Source organism: Peribacillus sp. QJM3NY_7 (assembly GCF_056173225.1).
Genome location: NZ_CM149663.1, coordinates 1896873 through 1910113 on the forward strand (window position 1 = coordinate 1896873; position 13241 = coordinate 1910113).

Annotated in this window: 13 protein-coding genes; 8 read left to right on the forward strand and 5 right to left on the reverse strand. The window is 37.6% G+C overall.

The window, feature by feature from the left end:
- The first annotated feature begins 644 nt into the window (after positions 1-644).
- Both AC0VX1_RS09215 and AC0VX1_RS09220 read left to right on the forward strand, forming a co-directional pair.
- Complete coding sequence (locus AC0VX1_RS09215) at positions 645-2063, forward strand: processed acidic surface protein (RefSeq protein WP_475470849.1); 1419 nt, start codon at positions 645-647, stop codon at positions 2061-2063.
- Between the two features lies 1 nt (position 2064).
- Positions 2065-2715 carry a class D sortase gene (locus AC0VX1_RS09220; protein WP_475470851.1) on the forward strand — a complete coding sequence of 217 codons (651 nt, stop codon included), beginning with the start codon at positions 2065-2067 and terminating at the stop codon, positions 2713-2715.
- 138 nt (positions 2716-2853) lie between these two features.
- On the opposite strand, the gene AC0VX1_RS09225 is transcribed toward AC0VX1_RS09220, so the two are convergent.
- The 3 genes from AC0VX1_RS09225 to AC0VX1_RS09235 form a co-directional block, all read right to left on the reverse strand.
- Positions 2854-3261 carry a DoxX family protein gene (locus tag AC0VX1_RS09225; RefSeq protein ID WP_048687048.1) on the reverse strand — a complete coding sequence of 136 codons (408 nt, stop codon included), beginning with the start codon at positions 3259-3261 and terminating at the stop codon, positions 2854-2856.
- 540 nt (positions 3262-3801) lie between these two features.
- Positions 3802-4380, reverse strand: a complete 579-nt coding sequence (locus AC0VX1_RS09230; protein ID WP_413001991.1) for a YitT family protein — start codon at positions 4378-4380, stop codon at positions 3802-3804.
- A 290-nt stretch (positions 4381-4670) separates the two neighbouring features.
- Positions 4671-6176 (reverse strand): DHA2 family efflux MFS transporter permease subunit, encoded by a 1506-nt coding sequence (locus AC0VX1_RS09235; protein ID WP_475470853.1) that lies wholly within the window; start codon positions 6174-6176, stop codon positions 4671-4673.
- 521 nt (positions 6177-6697) lie between these two features.
- Here AC0VX1_RS09235 and AC0VX1_RS09240 point away from each other — a divergent pair.
- The 5 genes from AC0VX1_RS09240 to AC0VX1_RS09260 all read left to right on the forward strand — a co-directional run bounded on the left by AC0VX1_RS09240 (position 6698) and on the right by AC0VX1_RS09260 (position 11668).
- Positions 6698-7516, forward strand: coding sequence for a TIM barrel protein (locus tag AC0VX1_RS09240; RefSeq protein ID WP_096340615.1), 819 nt, complete (start codon positions 6698-6700; stop codon positions 7514-7516).
- 24 nt (positions 7517-7540) lie between these two features.
- The gene (locus AC0VX1_RS09245; protein WP_413008959.1) at positions 7541-8884 is read left to right on the forward strand and encodes an amino acid permease; all 1344 of its coding nucleotides are present in this window, start codon (positions 7541-7543) and stop codon (positions 8882-8884) included.
- A gap of 134 nt (positions 8885-9018) precedes the next feature.
- The gene (locus AC0VX1_RS09250; RefSeq protein WP_413023029.1) at positions 9019-10032 is read left to right on the forward strand and encodes an SIS domain-containing protein; all 1014 of its coding nucleotides are present in this window, start codon (positions 9019-9021) and stop codon (positions 10030-10032) included.
- A 57-nt stretch (positions 10033-10089) separates the two neighbouring features.
- Complete coding sequence (gene frlD, locus AC0VX1_RS09255) at positions 10090-10872, forward strand: fructoselysine 6-kinase (RefSeq protein WP_187049151.1); 783 nt, start codon at positions 10090-10092, stop codon at positions 10870-10872.
- Between the two features lie 67 nt (positions 10873-10939).
- Positions 10940-11668, forward strand: coding sequence for a GntR family transcriptional regulator (locus tag AC0VX1_RS09260; protein ID WP_048678490.1), 729 nt, complete (start codon positions 10940-10942; stop codon positions 11666-11668).
- Positions 11669-11704: 36 nt separating this feature from the next.
- On the opposite strand, the gene AC0VX1_RS09265 is transcribed toward AC0VX1_RS09260, so the two are convergent.
- Positions 11705-11875, reverse strand: coding sequence for a hypothetical protein (locus AC0VX1_RS09265; RefSeq protein WP_170946962.1), 171 nt, complete (start codon positions 11873-11875; stop codon positions 11705-11707).
- A gap of 43 nt (positions 11876-11918) precedes the next feature.
- Positions 11919-12425, reverse strand: a complete 507-nt coding sequence (locus tag AC0VX1_RS09270; protein ID WP_475470857.1) for a DinB family protein — start codon at positions 12423-12425, stop codon at positions 11919-11921.
- 314 nt (positions 12426-12739) lie between these two features.
- Here AC0VX1_RS09270 and AC0VX1_RS09275 point away from each other — a divergent pair, with 314 nt between their 5' ends.
- Positions 12740-12946, forward strand: a complete 207-nt coding sequence (locus AC0VX1_RS09275; RefSeq protein ID WP_053534520.1) for a hypothetical protein — start codon at positions 12740-12742, stop codon at positions 12944-12946.
- Positions 12947-13241: the final 295 nt, after the last annotated feature.

Sequence of the window (13241 nt, forward strand, 5' to 3'; positions counted from 1 at the left end):
AATAATAATCGATCAGGTAATACTGCTTAACTTCCTGAATCATTTTTTTATTTAAGTAGTCTTAAATATGATACGGGGACCTCATTAAATAAACACTCATTTTAAATCTCTGAAACGGTATAGTATCAGTAGTTAATACCGGTGATTAAATAATGATAAAAAACCTGTAGTTTTTTGTCTAGTTGTAGAAGAAGGAGTATTAAGCTGGATAGCTGTTTCCGACATACTCGACCCATTCCAGGTCGAGTATGTCTTTTTTCGCTTTGTCTAAGCGTAACTTTATAGGCTATGAGGTCTGATACTTATAGACTGACTACTTTACTTGAAATTGATGTAGCCCGGTGGTGAATTTATATTCATTTTGCTTGAGCTAAGTTATGTTTCCCCTAAAATATTAATAATTCTTTTACCTGGAGTCACATTAGCGGGAGTTTTTTAATCCCTCTTTTTGAAGTCAATATATAAATAGGAAGAAATACGTCTTGATTACCGTAAACAGTGGTATATGCTGTTAAAAAGTTTGTTTAAAAAGTAAGTAATATAGCAATTTTTCCTTATTGGAAAAAATAACTTCATTGTTAAATTATTGTTATTACCTTATAATTTTCTAGAAACATATGAAATGTTATGAATAGGAGAAAAGTATGAAAAAACTGTGGACCATTTTAGTTTCATTTACGTTGTTGATTAGCTTATTCCCGCAATTAGCATCGGCGGCACCAAGCAAGAATTTTGAGAAAGAACTTACAAAGTATTTAAAAGAGGTAAGCCTTGTCAGGGGTTTTGAAGTGACGAAGGATGATATTGAAACATCTCTTTCTTTTTACGATGAAAGTATTGAGAACTTTGAATCTATTGGTGATCTAAAAGAAGCCTTGGGCGAAGTTATTAAGGCTGATTTGAGTAATTTAGATGCCATTTATGAAGATTATAATCTAACTAATGAGAGCCTAATTAATCTATTACACGAAAATGGCGAAGAACTAGACGATTATATCTTTATCTGGGACCTCGATGAAACTGTTTATTTCTATACAGAAGAGACAGAAGAGGGCGATTTTGAACGCGATCCGAACTTTGACAAAGAATTAGTCAATTATTTGGCCAAGGTTAGCAAGGAAAGAGGCTTCCAAGTAACACTAGAAGATATCGAAGCGTCATTGAAACCCTATGATTTTAGCACGGAAGAATTTGAATCTGTCGAAGAGCTTAGCGAATTCCTGGGTGACGTCATAAAGGCAGATCTAAGCAACTTAGATTATTTTAATGAGAATTATGGATTGGATAAACAAGCCTTGCTTCAAATGTTGGAAGAAAATGGTGAAAATATTAACGATTATATATACATAGATAATCTTGAAGAAACTGTTTGGAACCTTACTGGCGGCGGGATGGATGGCGAAGTTGCCGAAGAGCTTCTTCCTATTTTCGAGCAGGAACTCGGTCTAACGGAAGAGGAACTACAGCGGCTTGAAGACCACTTGATGTCTTTGGAAGACCATCTTTCCAACCCGGAAACAGTCAAGCAACTTGAAGAATTGGGCAACCGCATGATGGCTTACGAGGAATTTGATGTAGCAACCGAGCTTACAGCTGAACAGATAGCTGAAATGGCCTCAATCTATGAAGAATTACTTTCCATCTTTAAGCTTAATGTTTCCTATTCCCTTGTGAAAAGTGGCTCGGAATCACCTGTATCCCTTTTGGATTTAATGAAATTGGAAGAATTGAAGGGTGCTAACTTGAAAATATCAATATATAATACTGACGGGAAGTTCTTGGCTGATCTGTTAATAACAGGTGATATGGTCGATTCTGATACTCTTACTAATGCAGGCGGACAAATAAAGGAATCTGCTAAAGAGGTACAAAAGACCATTGGAAAGGCACCAGTTGCTAAACCAGTAAAACAAAAGATCAGTGCCCATACTAATTCAGAACATCAAACCGTAAAAGGTGCTAAACTGCCAAATACCGCTTCCGGTTATTTGCCTAGTGCCCTTTTAGGACTATTTCTTGTCTTGTTCGGAAGCTTGATGTATCGAAAAATCAGGAAAGCTTAATATGAAAAAATTAAAGAAAAAGCGGTTACTGCTGCTTTCTTGTGCAATTGCCATCATTTTATTTGGGGTTTGGTTTTCCACATCAAATCTGTATAAGTTTGCAAAAGGCTACTATCTTTACAAGACTCATGCTCCAAGTAGCCAAGTGAATGAAACTGTACAGAAATCACCAAGTGATAAACCAACAATTGATAAAACACCAAGTAATGACACAACAAAGAAAGAGCTATATCCTGTCCGCCCTAAAACGGGTGAAGAAATCGGGGAGCTGTATATACCCAAACTAAAAACAAAACTCCCTATTTTCCATGGCACAAATGAGGATGAATTGGAAAAAGGCGTTGGTCACTTTGCAGGAAGTGTGTTACCTGGTGAAAATGACAATTCCGTACTTTCCGGTCATAGAGATACGGTATTCCGTAAACTCGGGCAAGTGGGCGAAGGAGATTTGTTGATAGTAAGAACATCGGCAGGAGAGTTCACATACAAAGTCAACAAAGTTCGGATTGTGGATAAGGATGATCGAACCGTAATCGTACCAAAGCCACGGGCAACGCTAACCGTCAGTACCTGTTACCCTTTTGATTATATTGGGTCAGCACCTGAACGCTATATCCTTGTCGCGTATTTAACTTCAAAAACAGTAAGTTAATCAAATGTACTAAAAAAAGCGTCCCAATAAGGAAACCTATTGGGACGCTTTTGATTTTATTTCTTTTGATATCACTTCCTCCACTTTTATACAATTAGAAAAAACACCTTTCACGGTGTTTTTTCATGGCCAATTTATTTATATTGTTAAACTATTCTTATTGCTCGATGTGCCAGAAGAAGCGGATTTTAATATTTTATGATGGTAAATATAAGAGCCGGCTATCAATATATACCCGATAATGAAAATCAGCCATCCACTGGCAGGGTCGCCCACTGAAATGCTTGAATACATAGCCCCCGTCAAATCAAATACAAAACCAGCATAAGCCCATTCCTTGATTCTTGGAAAGCCTGGAATAAGTATTGCCACGACACCTAATAATTTGGCAATCCCAATAAAGGGTAGGAGGTAAGTAGGATAACCTAAATGATTGAATAAAGCGACTGCATCGGGAACAGACATTATATCCGGAATAGAACCCAAAACCATTAGTGCCACTAAAAGTCCTGTGAAAATCCAATATATAATTTTTGTTTTTTTCATTTATTCACATTCCCTCCCTTAGATTGACATTTTAATCATATTCCACTTTTCTTTTTTTAATGCATTCTAAAAAAATAATCTTAAACAGTTGTGGCACAATCCTTTAGGAATCACGCTTGACTGAAGGATAACTTGAAGAAAAGCGAGTTTGCCTGCAGTTATTTCTTGAAAAATATTCATTTGATTTCAGAAATCTACTCCCACAAGGTGACAGCCGAAATCATGGGTATAGTACGAACTCACGAGTAAATAGGGTGAATTCACGAGTAAAACAGCAAAACTCACGAGTAAAACAGTAAAATTCACGAGTAAGAAGCCAAAACTCACGAGTAAACAGAGCGAAATCACAAGTGTAGCACGAATTCACGAGTAAATAAGCCGAATTCACGAGTAAATGGCCGTAACTTACGAGTAAACGGACCAAACTCACGCGTAAACGGTGCGAAATCATGGGAAAACGTACGAAATCCCGAGTACAGTACGAGCAAAATGCATATCGTAAGGGAGAGCATTCCTTGTTCAGCACTTGTAAGTACAACTTTATCTTAAAAAGTTAATTGTCTTAAAAGAATTGATTATAATGACGCAGAACCCGACACAGGATATCGTGATGAGGGAATACATTAACTTTAAGTCTTTCAATATAATGATTCCCGCAATTACTATGAGAGAATCAATGATAAAAATAATAATTCCAGGATTGGTTGCTGTGGTTTTAGATATTAATAGTGCTAGTAAATCCACTCCACCTGGGCTAATATGTTGTCTCAGCATAAAACCGACACCAATCCCAATCGTCATTCCACCGATAATGGCACTTGTTATGATCGGCAGATGAACCAAACCGTTTAGTGGTGTTAGCCAATCAATAATGGTTGAAGTGAATGCTAACCCAAGGATGGCATTAAAGAAATATGATTTATCGTATAGAAGAGATAGAAGGTATATGGGAATATTGATCATGAGCATGGTATGTCCTACCTGGATTCCCCAAACATATTTGATTAATAAACTTATGCCAAATATCCCGCCATTTATTAGATGAATGGGGATAATAAATAAGTTAAGACCTACTCCAATGCAAAAACTTGAAAAAAGCAGCGTAACAAACTTTTTCATAAAAAAATTCCCCTTGTCCAAATCATTATTTTAAAATATATGAGAGAAATCTAAATATATACTTAGCTGATTGGAAATTACGATTGCTATTTGTTCTTCATAAGATATTTTTAATTCACATGGGAGTAAGCTAATCAAAATAAAGGTCTTCTCGTTGAGGCCATGATGTAATTTGGGCAAAAAAAGAGACACTCATAAAAAGTGCCTCTTTTTTTGCATTTATATGTTTTCATGGGGCAAGTCAGTTTAATAATATAAGAATTTTTTATACCTTGGAAAATAGGTTGGATTTAGCCTTGTTTATTCAAGCTGCTTTTTTTTGATAGGCGATTTGTAATGGTATCTTCTTGTGGTGAAGTTTGCCGTATATAAAAGGCCAGTATGAATGCAACTATGGTCAAACCTGTTGCTATCATGAATGCATCATCCACTCCCATTACGCTGCCCTGTTTAATGGCCTTCGCCATTTGTGATGTATTATCCGGTGATATGTTCCTTTGAGATAAGATTTCCTGAACATGTTTCGTTCCTTGGTTTGTCATGATGGACACAAAGAATGCCATGCCAACGGCACCCGCCACCATTCTCAATGTATTGACCATCGCTGTGCCATATTTATTTAGGCTAAGTGCCAATTCATTTAATCCGGCTGTGAAGATAGGCATCATCAGGATCGACATTCCGAACATTCTAATGGTATATACCCACACCACATAAGAATAGGACGTATCTGTTTGAAGCCGCGTTAAAAGATAGGTTGTAATGATAGTGATGGCAAGTCCGCTCACCGCAAGCCATCTCGCACCAAATCGATCAAATAGCTTACCTGTGATAGGGGACATGATCCCCATTAAAATCCCGCCAGGCAATAGCATTAGACCGGATTCCATCGGAGTGAACCCACGGATATTCTGCATATAGATTGGCATGATGATCATTCCAGAGAACATACCCATGGTTGCGATGATGTTGATGATTGTCGTTAAAGTGAACATCCGATACCGAAAAATTCTAAATTCCAAAATAGGATGAGATACAGTAAATTGCCTCCAGACAAATACAACTAAACTGATTCCTCCAACAAGGAACATCGTCAGTACTTCGGGACTGCCCCATCCCTTGGTACCGCCAGTAGCAAATCCATATAGAACCCCGCCGAATCCGATAGTGGATAGTATTACACCCAGTTTATCGAGTTTAGGCCGGCTGGTTTTCCCTACTTTTTTAATGATGAAAATGGCAAAGATGAAGTCAAGTAGGGCAAATGGGAAAATGATAAAAAACAGAACCCGCCAAGAATAGTTTTGGATAATCCATCCTGATAGTGTAGGTCCTACAGCTGGGGCAAAGTTCATCGCGATACCAAATATGCCCATTGCGAAACCGCGTCTGTTAGGCGGAAATAAAGTGAAAATCACATTTGTGATCAACGGGAACAAAATCCCCGCACCTGCTGCTTGAACCACACGTCCGATCAATAAGACGGAGAAGCTGGGTGCAATTCCGCATAAAAAAGTTCCTAAGGCGAAGAGTCCCATCGAAGCTAGATATAATTGTCTTGTATTGAATCGTTCCATTAAGAAAGCGGTAATCGGGATGACAATCCCATTGACCAATAAGAAGATAGTAGTAAGCCAATTCGCTGTTGCAGCTGATATGTCAAAATGAGTCATTAATTGAGGCAATGCAATATTAATTAAAGTCTGATTTAAGAAAGCTACTAGAGCACCAGCCAGCATCACCGCAAACATGGGACCTGTACGGATTTTTGTGATGGCTGTTTTGTCATGATTCATTATTATGGCACGTCCTTTCCGTTAGGATAGTACAAATTGTACTGCCTGCTATTTTTAATAGTTTTAGAAACTAATTCGACTCACGAAGTATTAGTGTAAACCCACCTATATTTTCCGATAAAAATACAGCATTTAAGGAGATTGACCTCAATTACGGCTTTTTTGAGGTGTTTATTCTTTATTAACCACTCACTTGACAATATTTCAGGATACATTATCTCTTGGAAATCCCCCAGGTTAACATCCATTCTACAGGTATATCATATTACAAACAATAATCACTCATATAATACTCACAATGTACCAGAGAAATTTGTGCACAGGTATAAATACTTTAACATTCTACCATTCGTATTCATTAAAAAATAGTTAATTAATGTTGAATAATAAAATCACGACTTTTCCGTATTTTGCGAATAATTATTTTTTTAATATTCAAAATAATTATTGCAATCAATGTACTGGTTAATTATAATACAAAGCATAACAAATAAAAAAGTCATTATGAGGGGGTGAAATAATTGAATATTGCAGGGATGAATATAACTTTTAGGCATTTCCCTTTTCATTATTTTTTGGATTGCATGGACAACCTTGGGATTAATAGCATTGAGTTATGGGGTGGGGAGCCACATTTGTATGTTTATCGAAACATATTAGGAAATATAAGGAGTTTGAGAAGGGAAATTAAGTCTAGAAATATGAAAATCATTTGCTATACTCCAGAACAATGTATCTATCCATATAACATTGCATCATCGGATGCTCATTGGCGAAAAAAAAGCATGGAATATTTTATGGAAAATCTTTATGCCGCGCTGGAGTTAGACACAAACATGATGCTTATCACTTCTGGAATAGGGGACTTTTCTGTCTCACAAGAGGAATCATGGAAATATGCAAGTGACTCAATCTTTCAATTAACCAAAGTAGCTGAGATGGAAGGTTTGATTCTTGTTTTAGAGCCATTGACAAAGCATGAATCCAATCTGGTAATCGACTCAAAAGGGCTAAAGAAAATGTTAGAGGAAATCCAATCTACTTCATTAAAAGGAATGATAGATACGGTTTCCATGCATCTGGCAGGTGAAACACCTGATGAGTACTATTCCTTCCTTCCCGAATTAGGCCATTTTCACCTAATGGACGGAGATGGTCAATCAGATGCACATTTGGCACTGGATGATGGGGTTTTAAATTGGAGGGGATATTTAACAAGCCTTCAAAGCCATCGTTACAAAGGAAGTTGTACTTTAGAGATTATGGGATCAAATTATTATCAAAATCCAAGCGATGCAATCAAGAAATCAATTGAAAAAGTTAGGGAATTGGGAATTTAATCATCTAATTTGGAGGAACTCTTTATGAGTAATGGCACACTTACACGAAAACTGGGTTTTTGGTCTGCTCTGGCTATTGCTGTTGGAACTACAATAGGGTCGGGTATTTTTGTCTCATCCGGTGATGTTGCAAAGGCTGCGGGTACTCCTTCCATTTCCATTCTAGCCTGGATAATAGGCGGGGTGATTGCCATTCCGCAAGTAATGGTGCTGGCGGAGTTATCGACAGCATACCCCCAAAATGGAAGCGGTTACGTTTATTTAAATAAAGCTGGGTGGAGGCCTCTGGCATTTTTATATGGATGGGCCACTTTCTGGGCGTTGGATCCTCCATCCATATCGATTATGGCTTTAGCCCTCGTTTCTTATTTAGCAACCTTTTTCCCATTTTTCTCTGGGGTCGCCGGGAAATTATTGGGTATTGCGATCATCCTGCTCATCACATCGATTCATTATCGAAGTGTGAAGGAAGGAGGTCTTTTCCAAGTCATTATCACGGCTATCAAGATCATTCCTTTCCTGATTGTCATTGTCTTGGGAATTATGTACATGAATCCTGATAACTTTGCTTATACACCAGGACCTGGTGCCCAAAAGTCAAGTTTAATAGGTGGTGTATCCGCAACCACATGGGCATATACGGGAATGGCTGCGATTTGTTTCATGGCTGGGGAGTTCAAAAATCCAGGGAAAATACTTCCGCGAGCTCTTATTAGTTCGGTATTCATCGTGTTGGCTTTATATACGCTATTAGCCGTTTGTGTCATCGGTTTGATGCCGTTTGATGAATTAATCAACTCCAATGCGGCTGTTTCTGAAGCTGTAAAATATATTCCGGGATTATCTGATATTGCATCTTCATTCGTGGCCATTACGGCGATCATTGTTATCTTGGGTTCGCTGAGCTCTTGCATAATGTTTCAGCCCCGCCTTGAGTACGCAATGGCAAAGGACGGACTATTCTTTCAACGTTTTGCAAGAGTTCATCCTAAATATGAAACTCCAAGTTTCTCTATCATCGTTCAGGTTGCGTATGCATGTATACTTGTGTGCTTCAGTAATTTAACAGTATTACTTGGCTATTTCACACTGATTCAATTGGTAATTAACATCATGGACTTTGCCGCTGTTTATAAATGCCGTAAAAGGGATGATTATAATCCAATCTATCGTATGCCAATGTGGAGGTTAACGACGCTTTTAGCTATTCTTGGAGCATCATGGCTGGCTTGGGGAACATTTACTTGGGCGCCTATTCAAGGAGTGATTGCAGCATTGATCGTCATCGCAACAGGTCTGCCGGTTTACTATTATTGGGAAAGGAAATATGGATCAAAGAAAAATAACGACAGTGATATCGTGGCTTAGCAGAATTTTAAGGGAAGTTAAGACTTCTTTTGACAAACACACTAAAATTTAAAATAAAACAATTGTACAAATTATTATGTTTAGATATAATACAAGACATAACAAATAAACAGGGATAAGGGAGGAAGCTGTTAATGCTAAAGTTTGATGAGGAGTTATTTCTAAATCTTGTAGAAAAAGAGGGCCTTGCTTTTAGAGGCCAGATTGAAGAAATCGTAGATGGAATCACAAAAAGGGGCTACAGCAATATTTTCCTTATCGGTGCTGGCGGCACCATAGCCATGATGTATCCATATGAATACATTTTAAAATCAAATTCTACCATCGATGTCCATGCAGAAATTGCTGCTGAGTTCATGGTGATGAATCATAAGCATTTCAGCAAAGATTCAGTCTGCATTTTTACATCTGTATCCGGGACTACTCAAGAAACAGTTGCAGCGGCTGAGTATTGTAAAGAAAAAGGGGCCACTACAATCGCTTTAGTTGCAGAGCCAAATACTCCGTTAACACAAATTGCGGATTACTGTATAACGACCGGTTCTGAAACGCACTCTTTTGATACTTTCTTTATGCTTTTGTATATGGTCGTCTTCCGTTTCATGCATAACAACGATGAATTCCCGCAATATGAACAATTCACGAAGGAAGTTTCTCTACTTCCGCGTGCAATTCTAGATGCCGTTAAATCTTTTGACAAAAAAGCAGAGGAATTCGCCATTACACATAAAGACACGGATTACCACATGATGGTTGGCTCTGGTAACCTCTGGGGAAACACTTATTCATATGCCATGTGCATTTTAGAGGAAATGCAATGGATCCAAGCGAAATCCATCCACGCTGCAGAGTTTTTCCATGGTACGCTTGAACTTGTTGTTGAAGATACAAGTGTTATTTTATTAAAAGGGGAAGATGAAACTAGACCGCTGATGGACCGTGTAGAGAGATTTGTAGAAAAAATCTCAAAAAATATAACGGTTATTGATACCAAAAACTTTGAAATGGAAGGCATCAGCGAAGAATTCAGAAAGCACTTTTCAGTTAGCATCAACTGGTCAGTATTAAGTCGAATCAGCGTATACCTTGAGCGTGAGAGAAATCATCCATTAACACTTAGAAGATACTATCGCCAAATGGAATATTAAGATAAGTGGAGCACTACTTAGTAGTGCTCTTAAGTTTAAAGAAAGCGGGGGGAAATGATGAGAACGGTTACAGTCGGAGATAACTGTATGGATGTTTATCAAAAGAGCGGGGAGGTCTATCCTGGCGGTAATCCTTTAAATGTGGCTGTCTATTTAAGAGGGTTAGGTGCTGAATCTGCTTATATCGGCTGGGTGGGCTCCGATCAATACAGTGAAAAAATGGTTAAAGCGATACAGGAAAAAGGTGTTGATATTTCTCATCTTTCGCGGAAAGAAGGAAAAACAGCTGTTACCTTTGTTGAAATGGTAGGAAATGACCGCAGGTTTGGAGAATACGATGAAGGTGTCATGAAACATTTCCGCTTAACGACTGAAGAACTCCATTACATTCAAACATACCAGCTCATACATTCAGGGATTTGGGGACATGCGGATAAGTACTATTCCTTATTTAAAGAAAATGGAATGCTCACTTCTTTTGATTTCTCAGATCAGCTAGATCACGATCTCGTGAAGACTTTACCGCAGTTTGTTGATTATCCATTTTTCTCTTATACGAAGGATGATGCTTTTATCCGCCAATTTTTAAAAGATGTAAAAAATCAAGGATCTAAAATTGCGGTCGCCACTTTAGGAGAAAATGGTTCACTTGCCTATGACGGCATTCAATTTTATCAATGCGGTGCCGTTAAAGCGAATGTGGTGGATACAATGGGTGCGGGGGATTCCTTCATTTCCGGTTTTATTTATGGATTATTGAAAGGCCAATCTATCGAAAATTGCTTAGAATTGGGTACGGAGTCTGCTGCGAAAACCATTAGCTATTTCGGTGCGTGGTGACTGGGACTGTAAATCATGTATAATAGGTAGTAAATAATAAATTTTGACGGATAAGGATGAATCTAATATGAATTTAAATCCTTCAACCCCCCAGCCACTATATATGCAAATAAGGCAAATGTTGAAGAATGATATTCAGAACGGTAAATACAAACCAGATGAACAAATCCCAACCGAAGCAGAGCTTTGTGAAACTTATAACGTTAGCCGCATCACCATTCGAAAAGCAATCGAGGAATTGGTTAAGGAAGGAACACTGACACGTATTCCGCGCAGGGGAACCTTTGTTGCATCTAATAAGTTTCATAATGAGTTGTTATCCATAAGTGGATTCTCAGAGTTTAGTCATCAGCTTGGGAAGATACCGAATTCCCGGATTTTAAGAAGTGAGGTCATAGCTGCACCAAAAGATGTTGCAGGTCATCTCCTCATTGAAGAAGGAAGCCCCGTTCTCGAACTGGAGCGACTCATGTATGTAGATGAGCGTCCGCTTTTCTACGATACCGCTCATTATTCGTTACTTCGTTTTCCGGATTTGGAAAAGAAGATTGCAAGGGATGAATCAACTTATAAGATCCTATTGGAAGATTACCATACCGAAATAGTCAGTAACGATAAAATTATAGACGTGATTGGTGCTACAAAAATCCATGCTAAATATTTAGAATGCGATATTGGCGCAAATTTATTTAGAATAGTGAAGATTGCTTTCGATGCAAACGACCAACCTGTGCACCTCTCAACGTTCATGTGTGAAACCAACAAGGTCAATCTGACTGTTCATCGGGCAAAATAGGTCATGCCATTAATTTGGCATGACCTATTTAAACATCTAGTTTTGATTCTCCTCCTCCAAACTTTCTTCTTTGATCATCGCATTTAAAATATCCTTACAATTAAAACATAAGATATTCTTGTTATCTAAAAGAATACCGTTCAGAAAACCAGCCGTACAATACACATCATGTGCACAGCGAACACAAGAGCCAACTAGTTCATCCATCGATACATCCCCCTATTCAGGAAATGGTATATAGTTTGGTGTTCTATTTTGTATAAAGGTAAAGACCAAAATCTTGCATAACGGAAGTGTGCCCCATTTGCCGTAACATGGTAGCTATATTGCCACGATGATATGATCCGTGAGTGACAAGGTGTAATACCGATTCGGAAATGGTAGTTTCAAGCGACCCAGCATATGGGTTATCCACAACCATTACCTTTTCCATATCCTCTGTACTCAGAATTGCTTTGTTTCTTTCGTACAAGTCTATAAATATTTTTTTCATTTCCTCAATACTTTTCTTTTCCACCTCTTTTTTTAATTCACTAGAAGATGCCATTGCTTCATCCATACTTATACCAGAGATAATATCAAACCATGTGTAATCTGTCAGATAAATGTGAGACAACACTTTTGATACCGACGAAAAACCACTTTGAATTTCCTTATGGTAAATGTGTTCTGGAAGTTCATTTAACCGATCGATGATGACTCCATTTGCCCATGCGTGATAGTTATACATTTCTAATACTGGCTCGAGGTGATTCATTAAAAAACCTCCATATACACTAGTTTTTTCGTATTGGACAATTTATACAGTAAGAACAAAGTATTCAGGTTTATTCAATACAGCATATTCATTAATATGCTGTTCTATAATTTATATAACAATTCCTCCTTATGATTCTTCGGGTATATGTGCTCCTCAAATGTAATATATATATATAAATAAGAGGTTTTGAGATAATACGAGCTACCACATTCGGGTTATAAATGAATAGATAGTGGAGCATCACATATAGGCTTTTTTTCTTGCAGGAAAATAGCATCCAATATCGAACTGATAGTAAAGGAGATGGTAATATGAATCTAAGGATCAAATATAGGCTTTATATCCATGTAGACGGAAAACTTATTCCAGAACAGTATGACCGATACGAGATACTAAACGTCAGAGAAGGTATAGATCCCAATGATACTAAGGATTACCAAGAGCTTATTAAAAAATTGAGTAAGTCGATTAATCGGCCTTTAAATGAATTTGAAATAAAAAACTATGAAACAATGTAATTGCATCCCCTCTGGAGGGAAACGATTATTTCGTTTCGGATTTATTCTCCTTCATTACAACACAACGAAATTCTTAACGTTTATAAGTGTAAATAAGAGAACCGTTTATAACCTGTAGCTTGCTAAATGATCCTCCTCCTTATAATAATAATAAATGTAAAAATATAAGGAGAGAGGAGATTTATGATCATGCACATATTTATTAGGTGAAAAATGGGTATAAATAATCAAGCAAAATCTTTGTCTTCATTGCAGAACCTCCGTGATCTTTCAATTTTTCTAACCTTTATCAGTT